The organism is Sorangium sp. So ce327, from assembly GCF_051530205.1.
In the GTDB taxonomy this organism is placed as follows: Bacteria; Myxococcota_A; Polyangia; order Polyangiales; family Polyangiaceae; genus Sorangium; species Sorangium cellulosum_B.
In genome coordinates this window covers 741013-762225 of the sequence record NZ_CP150330.1, presented here as the reverse complement: position 1 = coordinate 762225, position 21213 = coordinate 741013, and the positions used below count along the sequence as shown (strand labels likewise).

Below are 21213 nucleotides of genomic sequence, written 5' to 3'. Positions count from 1 at the left end.
GGGCCGAGACTCGCACGGGCGGGCGCCGCTCTCAAGAAAACTCCTAGGGCGGGCCCGTCGACAGCGTCGACGCGTCGCCCGCGTCGCTCACCGACGAGAGCGCTGGCCGCCTTCCATGGCTCCCGATCGTTCCATGCCGCTCCACCTGCCCCCACGCGCGCCGATCCGCGCCTCCCCGGCCCGCGGCCCCCGAGCCCGCCGCCGGTCCCGCCTCGGCGGCCGACCCGCCACAGCAGCCGTGCCGCCCCGCTCCCCGCTCCCCCCGGCCGGCGGGTCACCGAGCAGGGCGCGCCCCGCTCAAGGGACAGCGGCGATGTTGAGGGTGAGGTTGCCGGAGGAGGAACGCCGGCTGTCGCCGATGATCGTGATCACCTGCCCTTCGGTGAGGGTCACGGTCACGCGCGAGCTGGCCATGACCGCGTTGTCGTTGCACGCGAGCTCGGGGCCGGAGCAGCTGTCGCCGTCGTGCACGTGAAGGACGGTGTCGAAGTTCGACGACAGCGTGTCGATGACGTAGGTCCCGTCCGCCGGCGCGGTGAACCGATAGACCCTGTCGTTGCCGCTCGACGGGACGCAGCTCGGTGTGCCCGAGTTCGGCTGGAACAAGGTGGAGCCGCTCGTCGTCTGCGGGACCGTCGAGCCGAGATCGACGGGGTTCCCGCAGATGCCGTCCCCCTGGAACAGGCTGATGTTGAGCTCGAACTCGCCCGCGGCCTGAGGTTTGGCGCTGGCGCCATCGACCACGACGACGGTCTCCTGCCCCGCGGCGAGCGGCACCACGACCCGCGACTGGACGCCCGCGGCGTTGTCGTTGCAGCCGAGCACCGCGCCGCCGCACGTGCCGGCGTGCACGTGGACGAGCGTGTCGAAGCTCGATCCGAGCGTATCGAAGACGTACAATCCGTCGGCCGGCGCCGTGAAGCTGTACGCCCTGTCTTCGCCGCCGGGCACGCCGCACGGCGCGCTCACGTAGTCGCCGGCGCCGGCGGTCGTCCCCGACACGGTCTGCGGGACGACCGACTCCAGCGCCTTCTCCGGGCACGGGGGGCCCGGGGTGCCGCTCACGTTGAGCGTGTACGCGCCGTGCTTCCCGGACGCGCCGTCCACGACCACATACGCCGTCTGCCCCTGCGCGAGGGGCGTGGACACCTGCGATTGGGACGACAAGCCCTCCGCGTCGTTGCTGCACCCCAGCAAGGCGCCCGTGCAGCTGCCGTCGTGAACGTGGAGCACCGTGTCGAAGGTCGAGCCGTTCGTATCGAACGTGTACCGGCCGGCGATGGGCGCCGTGAAGCTGTAGCTGACCTCGGGGGAATTGCCCGTGGCGCAGTCCGGCGGGGGCTGGAGGACGCCGTCGCGGCCTGACGTGCGGCCCGTGATCGTCTGCGGGTAGGCGGAGCCCAGATCCATCATGGGGCACGCGGGCGGAGCCCACGCGTCGACGTTCAGCGTATAGGGCCCACGCGCGCCCTCGAAGCCGTCGATGACCGCCACGACCGTCTGGCCGGCGCGGAGCTCCACCGTGGCGCGCGACTGCGACCCTTCTCCCGCGTCGTCGGAGCAGGTGAGCACGTCGCCATCGCAAGCGCCATCGTGCAGCTCCAGGATCGTATTGAACCCGGAGCCGAAGGTATCGAATACATACTTCCCGGCCGCCGGCGCCGTGAACATGTAGCTCGCGTCGGGGCTGTCTGCAGCTCCGCACGTCGGCCTGATCGCGTCGCCGGAGTGCTCGGTGTTGCCGGTGACGGTCGCCGGGAGCGCGGCGTCGATCGCCCCCCCAGGGCACTTCGGCGGATCGGCCTTCGTCATGTTGAGCGTGAAATCGCCTTCCCCTCCGTCGAAGCCGGTCACGACGATGAGGACCTGCTGGCCCGCCTCGAGGACCGCGCGGACCCTCGATTGGGCGACCCCGGTGGCAATGTCATCGTTGCAGGCGAGCTGAGCGCAGGTGGTCGCTCCCAGCACCCCGATGGCCGTATCGAAGGTGGACCCGACGGTGTCCAGCGTGTATGTCCCCGCCTCGGAAGGCGTGAAGCGGTAGACCCGCTCCGACGAGCTGGCGGCCACGCACGCGAGATCGTAGTTCGTCTCGCCGCTGATGGTGGTCCCCGTGACCCTCTGCGGGAACGTGTCGCTGAGCTCGTCATACGTCCCGAGGACGCAGGTGCAGGCGCCTGCCTGGCATACCGCCCCTCGCTCGCACGCGACGCCGCAGGCGCCGCAGTGGAGCTGGCTCGTCTGCAGTTCGGCGCACGCGCCATCACACGCCGCGAGACCGGCGGGGCAGGTGCAGACGCCGTCGACGCACTGCTGGGCAGGCGCGCAGCTGGATTCACACTCGCCGCAGTTGCGCCTGTCGCTCAGCACATCGACGCAGGCGCCTTCGCACGCCGTGAGGTCGCCCGCGCACGCGCAGGAGCCGTCCGCGCAGACGTGCCCCTCCGCGCACTCGACGTCGCAATCGCCGCAGTTCCGCAGGTCGGTCTCGAGGTTCACGCATTTGCCCGAGCAGTCGGACTGGCCTTCTCCGCACGCCTCCCCGCCCCCGACGCCGGTCCCTATACCGCCGCCCTCGCCGCCGCCGCCCTCGCCGCCGCCCCCGCTGCAGCGGCCCTTCACGCAGAGCTGCCCCGCTTCGCAGGCGTCGCCGCACGCGCCGCAGTGATCGGCGTTCGCCTCGAGCTCGACGCACTCTCCATTGCACCGCGACAGCCCGTCGGGGCACTCGCTCGACACGTCGGGGCTCTCCGCGCAGGACGCCGCGAGGACGACCCCCGCAGCCAGGAGCAGCGCGGCGGACGACAGGGCGGGCCTGAGGCGCAATCCGGATCTATTCATAGCCATCCTTGGGGGGTGCGTGGCCGTTCGAGGCGAGCGGATAACGAGGCGTGCGCCAGGATACGCCCACGGCCGACGCATCCGCAACCGGCGGGGGTGCTCGGCTGGCGGCGCGCAGGTCGAGCCGCGGCCCGGACCGCGCTCGCCGCGCCGCGCCGCGGAGAGGCGCCCTCGCGGGCTCGACGCAACAGGCGCCATCGTCGGGCCGGCTCCAGGGCACATTCAGCGCGGACTCAGAGCTTGGTGATCTTCAGCGTGAAGTCGCCGGACGCTCCATTGTACCCGTCGACGACCACGGTGATGGTCTGGTTGCGGGCGAGCTTGATCTCTACCTTCGACGCTTGCGAGCTGGTCAGGTCGTCGTTGCATTGTTGCTCGGTGCCGGCGCAGCCGCGCGTGTGGACGTGAAGGACGGTGTTGAACGACGAACCGATCGTATCGATGATATAGGTGCCGCCGATCGGGGCGGTGTAGGTGAACACGGTCTCCGGAGAGGACACGGACGCCGCGGACACGCATGTCGGCCTCACCGCGTCGGGCTGGCCTCGCGTGGTGCCGGTCCTGGTGAGCGACAGCGGCGATCCGAGGTGGATCGCCGTCGCGCAGGTCCCCGGGCCGGTGAACCGGTCCACCTGGAGCACGTAGTCGCCGGAGCTCACGCCGATGCCGTCGACGACGGCGAGGACGGTCTGATCGGCGGCCAGGGTGAGGGCGACACGCGACTGCCGACCGTCCGCGTTGTCGTTGCACCCGAGCGACGTCCCCGTGCAGCTCTCCTTCAAGAGCTGGAGTATCGTGTCGAAGCTCGATCCGAACGTATCGAAGATGTAGAGCCCGTCCTGCGGCGCGGTGAAGCGGTAGATCATGTCTGGAGCATGCGACGAGGAGCCGCAGGTCGGGCGAACGGACTCGGGGCGCTCCGCGGTGCTCCCTGTCACGAGCTGCGGCACGACGGAGCCGAGATCGATCGCCGTCGAGCAGGTGCCGCCGCCGGAGAACGGGGCAATGCGGAGCGTGAAATCGCCCGACGCGCCCGCGGCGCTGCCGTCCACGAGGAGGACGATCGTTTGCCCCTCGGCGAGCTCCAGCGTCAACCGCGACTGCTCGCTTTCCAGCGCGTCGTCGCTGCACGCGAGCTCGGCCCCGGTGCAGCTGCCGTCGAGGACGGAGAGGACCGTGTCGAAGCTCGATCCGAACGTATCGGCGATGTAGGTGCCGGCCGCGGGCGCGGTGAAGCGGTAGGTCACCTCGCCGGCGCCGGCGCCGCAGCTCGGGCGCAGGACGTCGGCCACATCCGCGGTCGTCCCCGTCACTGTCTGAGGCACCGTCGAGCCGAGATCGATCAGCGGGCAAGGGAGGACGAAGGTCTGGCTCACGTTGAGCTGGAAGGCGCCGGAGGCGACTGGAGCGTAGCCGTCCACGACGACGGAGATGGTCTCTCCCTCGCGGAGCATCACCTCCACCTGCGATTGCGTGCCAGAGGCGTCGTCGTTGCACGCGACGCTCTCGCCGCTGCATGTCCCCTTGTGGAGGTGCAGGACCGTGTCGAAGGAGGAGCCGAAGGTATCGAAGGTGTAGAGCGCGGTCGCCGGCGCGGTGAAGGCATAGGTGGCCTCGGGGCCGCTGTCCCTGGTGCAGGGAGACGGGAGGGCGCTCATGCGATCCGGGATAGCCGTGGTGCCTGTCACCCTCTGCGGAAACGTGGTGCCGAGCGTGAGCTCCGGACAGGGAGGCGGCACGTACTCGGAGACGTTGAGCGTGAATGGCCCGGATCCGCCGTCGACGCCGTCGACGACCGCGACGACCGTCTGGCCCTCGGCGAGGTTCGCGACGAGGCGCGACGTCTTGGCTCCCACGGCGCTGTCGTTGTCGTTGCACGAGATCACCGCCCCGGAGCAGGACCCCTTGCGCAGCTCGAGGACGGTATCGAACGTGGATCCGGACGTGTCGAAGACGTACCCACCAGCGTGCGGCGCGGTGAAGCTATAGCTCGCGTCGGAGGTGTCGATTGAACCGCAACGCGTCGAGACGGCGTCGCCGAGCCGCCAGGTGTCGCCGGTGACGCTCAGCGGGAGAGCCGTCGCGAGGGTGTCGAGCGGGCACGCCGGCGGCGCCATCCGGTCGAGGTGAAGGGCGAAGTCGCCTTGCGCGCCGTCGTAGCCCGCGACGACGAGGAAGACGCTCTGCCCTTCCTCGAGGTCCACCGAGGCGCTGCCCGTCATCGCTCCCCCGCGATCGTCATTGCACGCGAGCTCCTCGCAGGCGTCGAAGTCCACGACGCCGATGGCGGTGTCGTAGCTCGATCCGGCGGTGTCGAACTTGTACCTGCCGGCCTCCTCCGCCGTGAACCTGTAGACGAACTCGCTCGATCCGACGGCCGTGCAAGCGAGCGAGAAATAGGCCTCCGCGCCGACCGTGGTGCCCGTCAGGAGCCGAGGGACCGTCGAGCCGATGTCCTCGTAGTCGCCAACGGCGCAGGCGCACACGCCCTCCCGGCAGAACAGCCCCGGGGCGCACGCCGCGCCGCACGCGCCGCAATGCGCCAGGTCGACGGCCAGATCGACGCACCTGTCGCCGCAGAGGGCGAAGCCCTCGTCGCAGACGCACGCCCCCTCCACGCACGTCTCGTGGACGGGGCAGCGCGCCTCGCAGGTCCCGCAATGCAGCGGATCGCTCTTCACGTCCACGCAGCCGCCGCCGCACGCCACGAGGCCGGAGGCGCACAGCTCGCCGCCCGCCCCGCCCCCGCCCCCGTCCCCGCCGACGCACACGCCCGCCTCGCACCGCGTCCCGCTCGCGCAGACGCCCTCGCAGCCGCCGCAGTGGTCCGGATCGGCCTGCGTGTCGAAGCACGCTCCCCCGCACGGCGTGAGGCCGTCATCACACGGCGCGGCGGCCGGGTCCTCCGCGCAGGACGCGGCGAGGGCGGCGAGGGCGACAAGCGCCGCGATCGTCAGCCAGAGCGCCATCGACGACGGCTCGAATCTCGCGCGCAATCCGGGGTGACTCATGAACATCCTTCGGCGGACAGGCCGGCCACCGCGCGGCTCCGAGAGATCCGGCGCCGAGGATACGCCTCTTCGCTTTCGCTCTGCAATCGTCGATCACCGCGCTTCCACACGCGCGCGTTCGACCTCCACGAGCGTCAGGCGGCCGGGAGATCTGGCATCGGAGCGGCCTCGTCGGATGTCGGCTGACGCGCCTGGATGGCCTCCAGCGCCACGGCGCCCGTCTCGGGCCCCGGCGCGTCTTCGGCCTGCAGATCGGGGCCGAGGAAACGAGCGATCGGCTCGAAGAGCTCGACGCCTGTATAGGCGCCGACGGCCAGATCGCCGTGACCGTAATCTTCCCGCGCCCCGAAGTCGCGCCCGAGCACGAGAAAGCGCTTCGGCGTCTCCGGGCGATCGCGCCCCCATGCGTCGAACGCCGCGCGCACCGCCGAGGCGGGCGCTATCCTGTCGGCGCTGCCAGCGATGAACAGGGCCGGCGCCGCGACCGAGGCGAGACCGTCCAGGACCCTCTCGCCGTCCACGCGGATCTCCCCGTCGCTCGCCATCCACGCGGCGAAGTCGGCGTTCAGCGCTGCTGGGATGTCTTCGATGCAGTTGACGAGCGCGAGCCGCGTGACGCCGGGAGGCACGTTGCGCGGGTTGGCCACGGCGTGATGGATGGGCGTCGGCAGCCACTCCGACGCGAACGCGACGCTGCGTGCCATGAGGCGGAGCGGGACGCCCGGCAGCAGCCGGCCCGGCAGGAAGCGCATGAGGCGCACCGGCGTGGTGACCCGGCCAGGCGAGCCGACGATGACGACGCGGCGGACCCGATCGCCGGCGACGCTCCGGCCGAGCGCCGCATAGAGGAGCATGCCCCCCATGGAGAAGCCGACATAATCCAGCGAACGGGCGCCGGTGCGCTCCAGGATCGCCGCGATGGCGCAGGGAAGATCGTACCGGACCATGGCGGAGAACCGGACGCTGCGGCGCTCGGCGCGGGTGAGGAGGCGGCCGCTGCGCAACGTCAGCAACCACACGTCGCGTCCGAGCGTGGCGAGGTGGCGAGCGAGCGAGTAATCGGGGTGGATGTCCTGGTTTCTGTGGTTCGCGGCGATCCCGTGGACCAGCAGGATCGGCGGCAGGTCCGGCTGCGCCTCCGCGCCGTCCGGGCGCGGGACGCGGCGGATCTCGATCGGCGCGCCATCCTCGGTCCGCAGGACCTCTTCCACGCTGTACTCGAGCGGCAGCGTCAGCCGCTTGACCCAGTAAAGGAGGTGCGCCCACAGCCCGATCGCCGCCAGCACCGCGAGCGCCAGCGCCACCAGGAGGGTTGCCCCGAATGTCCAGACCATACGGTCAATCTACCTGCTGGCGCTGCTTCCGCATGCAGGCAACCTCGACATTCTTTTCAGCAGGATGGACGGAACACAGGCCAGTCGCTCGTCGAGGCCGCAACCCAGTTCGCTCGTCTGGATGATCATGAATCCATGGGAACAGCACGTTTCACGATCATCTCCTGCAGCGCGTGAAAAAGTCACACAGCGTTCCGGAAGCCACTCCACCTCATCGCGCCGGACAGCGCGTGGGGCGACTGCCCCTGGCAGAAACGCACGTTGTCAACGGCGCGTTTTCCCTGGGATTCGCGTCTCGCGGGGACATGACCATGTGCCCAGGCCTACCGCGGCGCGCGATCGAGAGCTCCAGCACAGGCGTGCACAAAGGTTCCAGATCTACCAACCCGGAACGTGGCATGCGGATCGCAATACACCAGGGCGACGAGAGAGCCGGCGAGGGTCCCGTAAGCACCCGGGAAAGGGGGCACGGCAAGAAGAACGCCGCAGCAGAGCTCGGGGGGGCTCGGTTGCGGCGCTCTTCCTGCCGTGCCGTCTGCCGGACGGCCGCGCTCATGCGCTTGCCGGAGACAAAATGAAAAAAGCGCCTCGCGGACCTGGGGGGGGAAGGTCTCCGCGACGGCGCTCGCGTGTCATTTTGCAGGCTCCGTGCCGACCCACGCAGTATAGAATTTCAAATACTTACGCCAAACACAACCAGCCACCATTGCACGACTGAAAATCACAGTTGCAATCCGATTCAAATTCGAAGGCCTTCGCGTTCTCGATCTGATCGGGGTTGTAGCTGTTCCGGACGGAAATCTGCCGTTCGAGGCGTGTTCACTCGTCCCAGTGGCGGCAAACCGGCTTCACGCCGCACCCCTGGCAGCGGACCGGATCGCGCCGCGACGGGCATTGCTGGAGCATGCCGAGGTGGCAGAGGGCGAAGTCGTACTTGACCGGGTCGGCTGGATCGAAGCCGCGGAGGGCCGCGGTGATCTCCTCTGCCGTCTTCCAGGTGGCGCCCCTGCGATCGGTGAGCCCGATGTTGTAGCCGAGCTTCTCGATGTGCGTGTCGACCGGGATGAGGAGGGCCGACGGGGGCACCGGCCACAGGCCGAGGTCCACGCCGTCCGCGGGGCGGATCATCCACCGCAGCAGGAGCATGAGCCGCTTGGCGGCGCTGCCCTTCTCGGGATCGGGGAGGATGTGCGCGGCTCCGCGGTCGTCCGGGCGCCGGTCGAGGCCACCGGCGCGTCGGATCGCCCGCACCCAGGCCCCGAGGGCCTGGCGCAGGTCGCGGGTGCGCGAGAGCTCGGCCGCAAAGGCGGCGCCGAGCGAGCCCGAGGCCCGCTGCACCCGCCGCGCGCCGACGATCAGCCCGACGAGGTCGCGATCACGGTAGATCCGGTGCCGGAAGCCGCGCAGCCGCGCCGAGACGGCCCGGGCGTCGTCGGCGATGAGGGCGATCTCCGGCCCGAGGCGATCGAGCGCCTCGCCGATCTTGGCGTGCAGCGCCTTCACGTTGCCGAAGGCGAGCGACGCGGCGATGAGCGCCACGAGCTCCTGATCGGCCGGGTCCGTGTAGCGGTGGACGAAGGAGACGGGGTCTCGCGCGCGGCGCTCCTCGACGGCGCACCGCGCGCGCACCCCGTCGAGCGCCGCCTTGACCGCGGCGCCCCGCGCGGCGTCGCCCGGCCGGGGCGCCGCCTTGACCGCGGCGTCCTTCCGCTGCTGAGGCGCCGCCTTGACCGCGACGTCGCCCGGCCGGGGCGCCGCCTCGCCGCTCCCGCGCGCCCTCACGGCGACCCCGCGTCCGGCGCCGGATCGGCCGCGACCGGCTCGGCGCTCGCGGCGCGCTCCTGCGCCTCCCGGTCGTGCTCCAGCGCGGGGAGCGACACGACGAACGCGCTGCCGCGCCCGTCGTCGGTGAGCGGGCTCTCGACCCGCACGGCGCCGCCATGGCTCTCGGCGATGTGCTTCACGAGCGCGAGCCCGATCCCGCTGCCGCGCACCTGCCGCTCGCTCGCCCGCCGTCCGCGCGCGAAGCGCTCGAAGATGTGCTTCTGCTCGTCGGGATCGATGCCCGGCCCGCGGTCGCTCACCCGGATGGTGACCTGCCTCGCCTGGCGCGTCAGCGCGGCGAGGCGCCCGCCGCCCCCGCCCTCGGCCTCCACCGCGACGGCGACGCGGCCGCCGTCCTTCGCGTACTTGAGCGCGTTGTCGAGCAGGTTCACGAGGGCGAGCTCGAGCGCGCGCGCGTCGATGAGCGCCTCGGGCAGCCCCTCGGCGATCGTGAGCTCGACGGTCATCTCCTCGCGCTCGGCGCGGTAGCGGTACATGTCGACGGCGCGCGTCGCCACCTCGGCGACGCTGCCGCGCGCGAACTCGTAGGCGGCCTTGCCCCGCTCGACGCGGGCGAAATCGAGGACGTTCTCGATGAGCGCGGTGAGCCGCTCGCTCTCGCTCACGATGATCTGCAGGTACTGGCGGCGCTTCTCGTCGTTGGGGACGCGGCCGCCGAGGAGGAGCTCGCCGAACATGCGGACGAGCGAGAGCGGCGTCTTGAGCTCGTGGGACACGTTCGCGACGAAGTCGCTCTTCAGCGCCGCGAGCCGCCGCTCGTTCACGGAGGCGAGCACGACGATCGCGAGCCCGGCCAGCGCGACCAGGGCCGAGAAGCCGACCATCAGGATCTCGATCAGGCGCTGCCGCTCGACCTTCTCGCCGAGCTCCTCGGCCGTGGTGAGCGCCATCTGGAGGCGCCAGTTGTAAAGCGTGGTCGGGAAGGGGCGCCCGACGGTGAACTCGCCGCCGATGATGGGCGGGCCGAACACGATGCGGCCCTCCTCGTCGATGACGTTCATCCGGCTCTTCTCACGATCCAGGTCGCGGAAGAGCCGGGGCATCACCTCGTGGACCAGGCGCGGCACCTCGTGCCACGCGACGATGAGGCACTTGCGCCCCGCGTGCTCGCGCTGCCAGTAGCTCACGAGCAGGCTCTGCTGATCGATGACGTGGTGGAGGTGGCGCAGCTCGGCCGTGTCGCCGGTGAAGTTCATCTGCGGCAGGAGGCGGGCGAGCAGGAGCTTGCGGAAGGCGTCGTCCTCCCGCCCGGACGCGCCGCGCGAGGCGAACGCGAGCACGTCGTGCGCCTCGTTGTCCATGTCGAGGACCAGGATGGCGCGCACGGTCGGCGTCTCGCGGGCCGCCGTGGGGAGCCACCGCCGCGCGATGACCGAGAGGTTCGCCACGTCGACGTGCGCGGCGACGACGTTGTCCTGGGCGATGATCAGCTTGTCGAGCCGATCGACGCGCTCGTCGGCGAGGGTGAGCGTCGCGTCGAAGACGGTCTGCTGCCGCGCCTTCTCGATCTGCAGCGTCGTGCGCAGGGCGATCCCGCCGAGCACGAGCACCGCGACGACGATGGCGGGGACGAGGGCGAAGTACGGGACGCGATGGCGCTTCCCAGCGGAGGGGAGGAGGTCCATCGCTCGGCTCCGCTAGCGGGCGGCCTTCTTCGCCCCCGCGGTCACGAGGCCGGGCTCGAGGACCACGCCGCGCGCCCCGACGAACTCGGCGAACTGCTGGCCGATGTAGGTGAGCGCGTTGCCGTCGCTCTCGGAGAACGGCTTGCCGTCGAGCGGGTTTCCGATCTCGAGGAGGCCGAGGTAGCGGCCCGCGAGCTCGACGGGCGCGCAGATGACGCTCCGGAGCTCGACGCCGATCGCCTTCCACCGCTCGTCCATGACGCGCTCGTCCTTGGCCGCGTCGGGCACCACGACGGCGCGCCTCGACCGCATCGCGGCCAGCGGGAGCGGCGCCCGCTCGGACAGCCTGGCGAGGAGCGCGCTCTTGCCGCCGTACTGCCGGACGACCACGAACTCGCGCCGGTTGATGTCGAACAGCGACACGAGGCCGAGGGCGCACGGGATCTTGTCGAGCGTGAGCGCGAGGATGAAGTCGGCGCCCGCGAGGGTGTCCTGGAGGAAGTGCAGGTCGCTGCACGCCTCGAACAGCTCGGCGATGAGGTCGTCGCCGGAGAGGCGCCCGTTCTTCGGAGGGAAGGAGGAGCGCCGCCGCGGCGGCGCCGGCGTGGGGGTAGCGACCTCGGGCGGCTCCGGGACGAGCTGGAGACGCGGCGGCGCCCCCTGCTGGTCGGCCGGCACGGCGAGCAGCACCACGTCGGCCGGCGGCGTGAGGGCTGGCCGCGGCAGGTTCGCAGAATACGCGGCGGCCGGCGGTGGCCCGTCCGCAGGCGGCGCCGCGTCCGCAGGCGGCGGGTCAGCCGGCGGCGCCACGTCGGCCGGCGGCGCGGCAACCGGCGGCGCCACATCCACAGGCGGCGCCACGTCGGCAGGCGGCGCGGCAACCGGCGGCGCCACGTCCTCAGGCGGCGCGGCGTCTGCCGGCGGCGCCACGTCCACAGGCGACGCGGCGTCTGCTAGCGGCGCGGCAACCGGCGGCGCCACGTCCACAGGCGGCGCGACGGCCGGCGGCACGGCAACCGGCGGCGCCACGTCCGCAGGTGGCATGGCCGGCGGCGGTGCGGTGCCGCCGGTGCGCGGGCGGAACTGGATCTCGGGTTCGGCCGAGCGCCAGTCTTTCCAGGCGAGGGTCGCGAGCGGGCTGCGCTGAGGCCGGCCGTCGAAGACGTGATCGAACACGGCGATATGGATGAACTTCCCCGGTCGCGCGTCGTCGATGCGCTGCCGTGCGCGCTCGAGCCGATCGATCAGCAGCGCGCTGACGAGATCGCGCGGGGTGCCGGTGGCGACCGCATAGACGAGCTCTCGGTACGTGAGCGGCGAGCGCTCGGACGGGTTCTCCTCGCGCTGCGAGATGAGCTGATACGGCGGCAGCTCCGCGGGCGCTCGCTCCGGCTCGGCGCCTCGCTCCGGCGGCGCATCCCGCCCCGGCGCGGCCTCCGCGCCTTTCGCCGGTTGCGCCTGGGCGCCCGCTGGCTCCGAGACGAGGAGCGCGGTCCCCATCGAGATGAACGGGACCGTGGGCGCGATCGGGCGCTTCCCTGCGACACGCCCCGCTGGCTCGGCCGGCTTTGGAGAAGCCGCCCCGGCCGGGGGGGCGCCCGCCGGCGTGTCGGTCCCGTCGGTCAGCGCCGCGTCGTCCGGGGCGCGCTGCACGACGTACCGCACGCGCGTCGCCGGATCGATCGCTCGGTAGCCGCTCTCCAGCAGATCCACCGAGAAATTGTTGAGCGGGCCCCCATCGCCGCGGAGCGCCCGGGCCTTCTGCAGCGCGGGCTGCCACTGCGGGGCCTCGACGCACACCTTCCTGCTCGGCGGAGCGTTCTGGCCTAACGACGAGATCTCGACGAACCAACGCATCGTTTGCGGTTCCAATCCGCGCTGGCGCTGACTGGGTGGCGCGCTCGGGCGCGAAGATCGTTCTACTCGACGCGCGCGAGAGGGGTCAACGCGCAGGCCGCACGGGACCGCGCAGAGAGCGCGCGGACGCCTTTGGAGGATGGCGCGAAATCTTCTCGACCGGGACCGGCAAGAAGAATCGGGCCTGTCCTGAAATCACGCCGCCCGCGCCGCGAGTCGCCGCGGACGAACCCGGTCGTCCACTGAACGGCCGCCGGGTATCCCCGGCCCCCCACGGCGATACGAGCGCGCGGGTGAGCGCGCGAGCCCGGCCGAACACGAGGTGGGCGGCGAGCCCGGCCCACGCGACGACCTGGGATGATCGACTCTGCATCTCCGCTCGTGCGCCGATCACCCCCTGTGAGGGGGTGAGCGGAGAGGTCCGCGCACCATCGCTACTGCGTCCGCAGGATGACGTGGAAGCCGAACGGCGTCTCCACGACGCCGCTCAGCGAGCCGACAGCGATCTTCTCCACCGCGTGCTCGAACTCGGGCACCATGGCCCCCTTCGGGAACTTTCCGAGATCGCCGCCGCGCCCGGCGGCGCCCGGCTCGTCGCTGTACTGAGCCGCGAGTTCCTCGAACTTCGCCCCGCGCTGCGCTCTCTGGAGCAGCTGCTCGGCGAGCGCGCGCGCCTCGTCCCGGGTGCGGGCGACGTGCGGCGGCGCACGCCGTGACCCCGCGTACATGATGAGAAGGTGCTTGGCGCCCAGCATGCCAGGAATCAGCGCCCCCTGCGCCGGGGGCGGCTGCGCTGCGCCCGGCTGGGCCGCCCCCGGCTGGGCCGCCCCCGGCTGGGCCGCCCCCGGCTGGGCCGGCGTCGGCTGCGCTGCTCCCGGCTGGGCCGCGGGCTTGCCCGCGCCGTGAAGCGACTCCTTCGTGGGGGGATCGTGCGGGCCGAGCGCCCTGTCGACGAGCCGCTTGAAGTGCGCGGTCGGCTGCGCCCCGCCGAGAAAGTAGTCGTTGATGGCGAAGGACGGCGTGCCGGTGATGTGCAGGCGCTCGGCGAGCTTCAGGTCCGCCTCGACCGCCGCGCGGTGCGCTCCCGAGTCGAGCGCGGCGCGGAACTTCGCCACGTCGAGGCCGATCGCGGCCGCGTGGTTCTCGAGCGCCTCCCGGCCGAGCCCGCTCTCGGACTGGTCCTCCCACAGGCGCTGCGCCATCGCCCAGAAGCCGGCCTCGCCCTTCTGCCGGAACGCCTCGATCGACGCCTCGGCGGCGAGGGGCGCCCGCGTGTGGAAGGGGAGCGGCAGGTGCCTGAAGACGACGCGGACCTTGCCCGGATAGGCGGCGATGACCTCGTCGATCGTGGGCTGGACGCGCTTGCAGAACGGGCACTGGAAGTCGGCGAACATCTGGATCGTCACCTTCGCGCCGGGCTTCGCTCCCTTGCCGGGGTTGTCCTTGGTCGGCGCCGGGGCGAGGATCCGCTCGGGCGCGTTGCCGGCCCTCGCTTCCTTCTGAAGCGCGTCGTAGACCTTCGCGGGCGGCGTGCCCGCGGCCACGAGCTTCGCGGCGCGCGCGATCTGCTCATCGATGAGGGCCTCGAACTTCTCCGCCGGCTGGGCGCCGGCGAGGCGCCTGCCGTTGATGAAGAAATGGGGCGTCCCCCTCGCCTGGAGATCGTCGGCGAGGCGCTGATCGCGCTCGATGCGCGCCGCGTGGCGCCGCGCGGCGATGGCATTCTGCGCGCGGGCCACGTCGAGGCCCAGAGACTTCGCGTGCGCCGCGAGGTCCGCGTCCTCGAGGCCCCCGGTCTTCAAGAGCTCGTACGCCCGCCAGAACGCCGCGTCGCCCTTCTGCGCCTTGGCCTCCAGCGCGAGCTCCGCGGCGGGCTCGGCCCGCTTGTGGAAGGGGAGCGGGTTGTGCTTGAAGACGACGCGCAGCTGAGCGCCGTACTTCTTTTCGAGGCCGTCGACGGTCGGGGCGACCCTGCGACAGAACGGACACTCGAACTCCGAGAACATGACCAGCGTGACCGGAGCGCCCGGATTGCCCCGGATCGGCGATCCGTCGACAGGCACCTTCCACACGGTCGTGTCCTCGGGGGCCGGCGGAGTGGGCGGCTTCGGGGCCGGAGCGCGCGCCTTGTTCCGCTCGGACAGGGCCGCGTAGACACGCTCCTGCGGGACGCCCGATCGCCGGAGCTCCTCGGCCGCCCGGAGCTGCTCGTCGATGATGGGCCGGAAGTCGTCGATGGGCCGCGCCCCGCTGACGGACACCCCGTTCACGAAGGTCGCCGGGGTGCCCCCGACGCCCGCGGCCTTGCCGGCCTCGACGTCCCGGTCGATCTTCGGCGCGTGCTGCTGCTCCTCGAAGGACGCGCGGAACGCCGCCTGATCGACGCCCGCCTCGGCGGCCCACGCCTCGAACGACGCCGGCGCGAGCGAGCGCTGGTTGGCGAACGCGAGCTGATGGAATCTCCAGAACGCCTCGGCCCCGCCGAGCCGGAACACCGTCTCGGCCGCCAGGTGCGCCGGGCGCGCATTCTTGTGGAACGCGAGCGGGAAGTGCTTCCAGACGATGCGCAGCCGATCGGGCCCGTAGGCCTCCTTCAGCTGCTCCAGCGTCGCCATGTGCCTGGAGGTGAAGGGGCACTCGTAATCGCCCCACACCACGAGGGTGACCGGCGCGAGCGGCTCGCCCCACCACGGATCCGCGCGGGTGACAGGCACGGCGGTGCCCGGCTCCGGCTCGGGCTCGGCCGCCACGACAGCGGCCGGCACGGCCAGCGGCGGGACGATCACCGTCTTCGGCGGCTCGACCGCAGACGGGGTCACCGCGCCCGAGGCGCAGGCAGCGAGAAAGCTCCAGAGGAACAGCAGCAAGAACAGACGGGAAAACGGCGGTAGCGCAGGCATGAGCCCCCTCGAGTGTCGCGGTCCGTGGACGGGATCCTACACGGACGGCCCCAGCTCAGGTCGCCCGGGCCGCGCGCCATCGCTGCAGACGGGCCCACAACGGGAGCCCCGGCGAGCCCAGACGGCGAGCGCCTGCCAAGGAACACCCGCAGATCCGTCTGCCGGCCATCCGATCAGCGAGGCAGCGGAGAAAAAAAAGAGCGCCCGCTCGACGGCGGGGGGGGGAGACCGTCACGGGCGCTCTGCACCGCTCACTGAGCAGGATGCGGGCCAGGAGCTTCCCTTCGGAGTTCGAGGACTTTCGCTAGTAAAATGACTTTCCCATTTCAATCCTGAAGCAGCCGCTTGCAAACGTGCTGGGCAGAGCTGGCGACCTCAGCCTTCGCGGGCGGGCTCCTCGGGTCAGGCTGCGTGAAAGTCGTGTAAAAGAGCCGCGTGTCACCGTCCAGCGCCGACCCTGGTCCCTCCTCGCCGCCCGGAAGCGCAGCGCCCCGGCCGAGCAGCGCCTCCCCCGACGGAACGGACGGAACCGAGACCGCGGCCTCCCGGGGCGCCGGCCCGGCGGCGCCCCCCGGCTGGCTCGATCGCCTGATCGCGGCCTGGCCGCGCGTCGATCCGGTCCTGTTCGCCGCCTACGCCGGCGCATGCGTCCTCTACGCCGCCGTCGCGTTCTACAGCGCGATGCACCAGCAGACGGGCGGCATGTGGTCGGCGCCGCTCGACGACGTCTTCATCCACTTCGATTACGCCCGCGCCACCGCGCGCGGGTACCCGTTCGAGTGGTCCGAGGGCAACGGCTTCTCGAGCGGGAACACGAGCCTGAGCTACCCGTTCGTCCTCGCGCTCGGCTATCTCGTCGGCTTCCGCGGCGTCCTGCTGATGCAGTGGGCGGCGATCGTCGCGTGCACCTCGACGCTCGGCTTCCTGCTCGTCGGCGCGCGGCTCCTCGAGCCCGTCGGGCGCTGGGCGAAGTACCTCCTGCCGCCCGTGGCGCTCTCCATCGGCGCGCTCGACTGGTCGCTGTTCAGCGGGATGGAGAACGCCTTCCACCTCGGCGTCTGGGCGCTCGCCACCCTCGCCGCGCTCTCGGTCGCCCGCGCGGCCGACGCGCCGCGCGAGATGGGGGCACGGGCGATAGCAAGCGCGCGCGCCGCGGCGCCGCCGAAGCGCCTCGCCCACCTCGGCTGGGCCGCCGGCCTCGCCGGCGCGCTCCTTTACGCCACCCGGCCGGAGTCGGTCGTCTGCGTGGCGGCGCTGAGCGTGTACGCGGCCATCGCCGTGAGGCGGGCCCACGGCGCGCGCGCGGCGATCGCGACCCTGCTCCGGACGTCGGTGCCCGGCGCGCTCGCGTGCCTCGCCCAGGCGGTCGCCAACCGCGTGTTCACCGGCGAGTGGGCGGCGAGCGGCGCCATCGCCAAGCTGGCGCTGAACAACCCGTACATGACGTCCTCCGAGAAGTGGGACACCTACGAGTTCCTCGCGACGTACGTCGTCGCCCGCAACACCAACCACCACTTCTCGGACGCCCTCCCCTGGGGCTGGCTCGTGCCCGCCCTCGCGCTCATCCCCCTGGCCTCGCGCAGGACCCGCGGGGCCGCGGCGCTGCTCTGGGTCCAGGTCGTCGGGTGGCTCGCGCTCGTGGCCCTGAACGGTCAGGTCCGCTGGCAGAACGAGCGCTACACCATGCCCGCGGTCGCCTGGCTGCTGGTGCTCGCGGCGATGGGGCTCGCGCTGCTCGTCGCGCGCGCCGCATGGGCCAGCGGCGGCGAGCGCCGCCAGGAGCGGCCAGAGAGCGCCCCGGCCGGGCTCGGAGCGCGGCTCGGGGCCCTCGGCGGCCTCGCGGCCGCGGCCCGCGGCGGCGCCCTTTCGCGCGGCCTCTGGTGCGCGCGCGTCGCGCTCGCCCTCGCCGTGGCCGCGCTCTTCTGGGCGCACCAGCTGCCCAGGATGCGCGACCAGATCTGGTTCTTCGGCCGCGCCAGCCGCAACATCCGCGATCAGCACCTCGTCGCCGGCAAGCTCCTCGCCCAGCTCGACGTGCGCCGCGTCCTCGTCGGCGACGCGGGCGCGCTCCTCTACGCGTCGGACCGACCCGGCCTCGACATCATCGGGCTCGGCGGCTACCACGATCTGCCGTTCGCGCGCGCGGGCGTCCACGGCCTGGGCGCCTCGCTGGAGCTCATCGAGCGCATCCCGGCCGACGACCGCCCCGACACGCTGGCCATCTACCCGGGCTGGTGGGGCGACCTCCCGGCCATCTTCGGCAGCCGGATCGCGGCGATCCCCGTCGTCGGCAACGTGATCTGCGGCGGCGCGGAGAAGGTCATCTACCAGGCCGACTGGAGCCCGCTCGCGCACGGCGAGGCGCCCGCGTCGATGCGCGAGGACGAGCGGGTCGTCGACGAGCTCGACGTCGCCGATCTCGTGAGCGAGCGGGAGCACGGCTACGCCTTCCCGCGGCCCCAGGCCGGCTTCGTCGGCTTCAGCGTCCTCCCGGATCCGCGCGGATCAGGGCACGATCGCTTCGACGCGGGGCGCGTCATCCCGGGCGGCAGGAGCGAGGCGGCCCGCCTCCACGCCCCCCGCGAGGGCCAGGGCAGGCTCGTGGTCCGCACCGCCGCGCCCCGCGCCGCCACGATCCGCGCGACGGCGGATGGCCGGGAGATCGGCCACCTCGCGCTCAAGAGGGGCGACGGCTGGACCGAGGCCTCGCTCGACCTCCCCGAGGGCCTGCCCGAGACGTTCACGCTCACGCTCACGCCGGTCGACGGGGAGTGGGTCGATCACCACGTCTGGATCCTCGATCGCCCCGCGCGCGGCGCCAGCGCGCGCCCGCTCGCCGGACAGTGACGTGCGCGCCGGCCTGCCCCGCGACCCCGCGCAATGGATCGCGCTCGCGCTCGCCCTCGCGGCGGCGCTCGCCGGCGCCTGGCTCCTCCGCCGCTCGCCCGCCACCGCGCGGGCCGGCCCCGCGCCTCCACGCCCCGGCGCCGCGGGCTCGGGCCGCGACCCCGCGCCCCGCTCCGGCGCGTCCCTGGGCGCCGCGATCGCCGCGGCGCTCTCGGTCGTCGCGGCGCTGCTCTCGGCCGCGTACGTCGCGGTCTACCTGCGGGGCGGCCCCCGCATCATCGACGCGACCAGCTACTGGCTCGAGGCGCGCGCGATGGCGGCCGGCTACCTCGCGTGGCCGCTCGATGAGCCCGCGGCCTCCGTGCTCGGCCGCTTCCTCGTCCGCAGCGACGCGATGGGCGACACGATGGCCGGGCCCTCTGGCGCGAACCGCGCGGCCGAGGTCGCGGTCCTCTTCCCCCCGGGCTACCCCGCCCTGCTCGCGCTGGGCTTCCTCGCGGGCGCGCCGCTCGCGGTCGGCCCAGCGCTCGCCGCGGCGCTCGCGATCGCCACCTACGACCTGGCCGCGCGGTTCGCGCCGGAGGGCCCCGCCCCGTCCGGGAGCGCCGCGCCGATCCGCTTCGTTCCGCTCGTCGCCGCGCTCTTCTCGGCGCTCTGCGCCGCGCTCCGCTACCACACGGCCGACACGATGTCGCACGGGCTCGCGGCCCTCTGCTTCACGGTCGCGCTCGCGTCGGCGCGGCGCGCGCTCGACCAGGCCCGCGCCTCCGCATCGACGGGCGCCGCGACGGGGCCCCTCGGTCCGGCGGTCCGCGCCGCCGCGCTCGCCGGGCTGGCCGCCGGCTGGCTCGCGGCGACGCGCCCGCCGAGCGCGCTCGCCCTCGCCGCGACGCTGCCCTTCGTGATCCTGCCGGCGATCGCGCCGGGGAGCGCGGCGGCCGGCCCGCGCGAGGGCGATCCGCCGCCGCGCCCCTCGCCGCGGCTCGCGCGGCTCGCCGCGGCGATGGCGATCGGCGCCCTCCCCGGCCTCGCGCTGCTCGCGGCCCACCAGCGCGCCGCGACGGGCGCCTTCGCCTCGTCGCAGGCCGCGTACTACGCGGTCTCGGACGGCCCGCCCGGCTGCTTCCGCTACGGCTTCGGCGCCGGCGTCGGCTGCCTCGGCGAGCACGGCGACTTCGTCCGTCACAACCTCGCGGAAGGATACGGCTTTCTGGCTGCTGCCGGCACGACGCTGCGCCGCCTGAAGCTCCACCTCGTGGACGCGCTCAACGCCGAGCCGCTCGCGCTGCTCGTGCTCGCCGGCGCCTTGATCGCCTGGCGGCGGCCGCGCTCGCGCGCCCTCGCGATCGCCCCGCTCCTCCAGGTCGCCGCTTACGCTCCCTTCTATTTCGACGGCAACTACCCGGGAGGCGGCGCGCGCTTCTTCGCCGACGTGCTGCCGGTGGAGCACGTCCTCGCCGCCATGGCCGCCCTCGCGCTCGCCGAGCGCGCCGCGACGGCGGCGCACGCGGAGCGCGGCCCCGCGCGCCGGCGTGGCGCGCTCCTCCCGGCGGCGCTCCTCCCCGCGGCGCTCCTTGCGGCGGCGCTCTTCGCAGCGGCGCTCCCGCTCGCCGGCTTCGCCTTCCGCGCGGGCTTCGACCACGCAGCGCTCCGCGATCGCGAGGGCGGCCTGCCCATGTTCGACCCCGGAGCCGTCGCGCGCGCGGGCGTCTCGCGCGGCCTCGTGTTCGTCGACACCGATCACGGCTTCAACCTCGGCTTCGATCCCGCGCCGGAGGACGTCGCGGTGCTGCGCTACCGGGGCGACGCGATCGACCGCATGGCGTGGGAGGCCCGCGGTCGCCCCCCTGCGTACCGCTACCGCTTCGCGATCCCGGACGGAGGCGGCCTCGCCTCGGTCTCGATCACGCCGCTCGTCTTCGACACCGAGCCGCCCGGCGAGGCCCGCATCGAGGGCGAGTCGCTGTGGCCACCCCGCGACCAGCGCGGCGCCTTCGCGCTGCCCGAGCACGCCGGCGGCACGTGCGCGTCAGGCGGGCGCCTGCTCGCGGTGCACGCGGCGGGGCGCGGCGAGGCCGTCGTCCGGGTCGGCCTGCCCGCCCCCTGGCTCCGCGGGGCCCGGATCAGCCCGCGCGTGGCGCTCTCGGGCGACGGCGCCGGCGAGGTGCGCCTCGTCGTCGACGGCGCCCTGCTCCACGTCTGGCGGGTCGAGCCCGCCGCGCCGAGCCCCCCGGGCGCTCCGCTCGCCTGCCCCGAGCTCCCGGCGTATCCGATCCCCGAGGGTGCCGTCGGAATCGAGCTCTCCCTCGCCCGCGAGGACGCGGCGGCAACGTGGGAGACCGCGGAGACCGGGCAGACCGGGCACGGAGAAACCGGAGCCCTCTTCGCGCTCGACGCACTCTCCGTTGTGGGCGGGAATTCGGTTGACCGCTAGTCCCGTAACATGCGAGCTTTTCATAGGATTCTGTTGTCGTGCGGCTCCTGGAGCGGCGCATCCCCTGGAGCTCTGCGGTGGAAAGCGGCAAGTCGAGCGCCGGCGGCGGTCCGCTCGGGTGGGGGAGGTCGACCATGACGAAAAGCGAGCTCATCGACGCGATCGCGGGACGGGGGGAGCTCACCAAGGCTCGAGCGGAGCTCGTGGTGAACTGCGTCTTCGACGCCATGACGCAGGCGCTCCAGCGCAACGAAGGCATCGAGATCCGCGGGTTCGGCAGCTTCACGGTCAGGCCGTACAAGCCCTACAGCGGCAGGAACCCGCGCACGGGCCAGCCGGTGCCCGTGCCCGCCAAGCGCCTTCCTTTCTTCAAGGTCGGCAAGGAGCTCAAGGAGCTCGTCAACGCGAGCCGCGCGTACGCGATCTCCGGTGACGACGACGACGAGGACGAGGACGACGAGGAGACCGACGACGAATGAGGCGGCGCGCGGCGCGTGCGTGACGTGACTTGACGTGACG

General features: G+C 72.7%; 10 protein-coding genes. 3 read left to right on the top strand and 7 right to left on the bottom strand.

Features of this window, described 5'->3' with window-relative positions; all coding sequences use genetic code 11:
• Positions 1-297: 297 nt before the first annotated feature.
• The 7 genes from WME95_RS02790 to WME95_RS02760 all read right to left on the bottom strand — a co-directional run bounded on the left by WME95_RS02790 (position 298) and on the right by WME95_RS02760 (position 15413).
• On the bottom strand, positions 298-2841 hold the full coding sequence (locus WME95_RS02790) for an MXAN_6577-like cysteine-rich protein (protein WP_437906884.1): 2544 nt from the start codon (positions 2839-2841) through the stop codon (positions 298-300).
• Between the two features lie 233 nt (positions 2842-3074).
• On the bottom strand, positions 3075-5852 hold the full coding sequence (locus tag WME95_RS02785) for an MXAN_6577-like cysteine-rich protein (protein WP_437906883.1): 2778 nt from the start codon (positions 5850-5852) through the stop codon (positions 3075-3077).
• Positions 5853-5986: 134 nt separating this feature from the next.
• Positions 5987-7186: an alpha/beta fold hydrolase gene (locus WME95_RS02780; protein ID WP_437906882.1), complete on the bottom strand. Its 1200-nt coding sequence runs from the start codon at positions 7184-7186 to the stop codon at positions 5987-5989.
• An 819-nt stretch (positions 7187-8005) separates the two neighbouring features.
• Positions 8006-8968 (bottom strand): TIGR02757 family protein, encoded by a 963-nt coding sequence (locus WME95_RS02775; RefSeq protein ID WP_437906881.1) that lies wholly within the window; start codon positions 8966-8968, stop codon positions 8006-8008.
• Complete coding sequence (locus WME95_RS02770) at positions 8965-10656, bottom strand: sensor histidine kinase (protein WP_437906880.1); 1692 nt, start codon at positions 10654-10656, stop codon at positions 8965-8967. The genes WME95_RS02775 and WME95_RS02770 overlap by 4 nt, the downstream gene beginning before the upstream one ends.
• A gap of 12 nt (positions 10657-10668) precedes the next feature.
• A complete protein-coding gene (locus tag WME95_RS02765; RefSeq protein ID WP_437906879.1) occupies positions 10669-12513 on the bottom strand; it encodes a GAF domain-containing protein in 1845 nt (614 codons plus the stop codon).
• Positions 12514-12947: 434 nt separating this feature from the next.
• A complete protein-coding gene (locus WME95_RS02760; RefSeq protein WP_437906878.1) occupies positions 12948-15413 on the bottom strand; it encodes a thioredoxin domain-containing protein in 2466 nt (821 codons plus the stop codon).
• Positions 15414-15848: 435 nt separating this feature from the next.
• On the opposite strand from WME95_RS02760, the gene WME95_RS02755 reads away from it, so the two are divergent.
• From WME95_RS02755 to WME95_RS02745, 3 genes are read left to right on the top strand one after another with little or no spacing between them, the layout of a single operon-like run.
• Positions 15849-18260 carry a hypothetical protein gene (locus WME95_RS02755; protein ID WP_437906877.1) on the top strand — a complete coding sequence of 804 codons (2412 nt, stop codon included), beginning with the start codon at positions 15849-15851 and terminating at the stop codon, positions 18258-18260.
• Between the two features lies 1 nt (position 18261).
• Positions 18262-20694 carry a hypothetical protein gene (locus tag WME95_RS02750; RefSeq protein WP_437906876.1) on the top strand — a complete coding sequence of 811 codons (2433 nt, stop codon included), beginning with the start codon at positions 18262-18264 and terminating at the stop codon, positions 20692-20694.
• A 38-nt stretch (positions 20695-20732) separates the two neighbouring features.
• Positions 20733-21173 (top strand): HU family DNA-binding protein, encoded by a 441-nt coding sequence (locus tag WME95_RS02745; RefSeq protein WP_437906875.1) that lies wholly within the window; start codon positions 20733-20735, stop codon positions 21171-21173.
• The last annotated feature ends 40 nt before the right edge of the window (positions 21174-21213 follow it).

Excerpts from the sequence above, each read along its gene's own strand:
- WME95_RS02790 (WP_437906884.1), bottom strand. The coding sequence starts at position 2,841 with ATGAATAGATCCGGATTGCGCCTCAGGCCCGCCCTGTCGTCCGCCGCG.
- WME95_RS02785 (WP_437906883.1), bottom strand. The coding sequence starts at position 5,852 with ATGAGTCACCCCGGATTGCGCGCGAGATTCGAGCCGTCGTCGATGGCG.
- WME95_RS02780 (WP_437906882.1), bottom strand. The coding sequence starts at position 7,186 with ATGGTCTGGACATTCGGGGCAACCCTCCTGGTGGCGCTGGCGCTCGCG.
- WME95_RS02770 (WP_437906880.1), bottom strand. The coding sequence starts at position 10,656 with ATGGACCTCCTCCCCTCCGCTGGGAAGCGCCATCGCGTCCCGTACTTC.
- WME95_RS02765 (WP_437906879.1), bottom strand. The coding sequence starts at position 12,513 with ATGCGTTGGTTCGTCGAGATCTCGTCGTTAGGCCAGAACGCTCCGCCG.
- WME95_RS02760 (WP_437906878.1), bottom strand. The coding sequence starts at position 15,413 with ATGCCTGCGCTACCGCCGTTTTCCCGTCTGTTCTTGCTGCTGTTCCTC.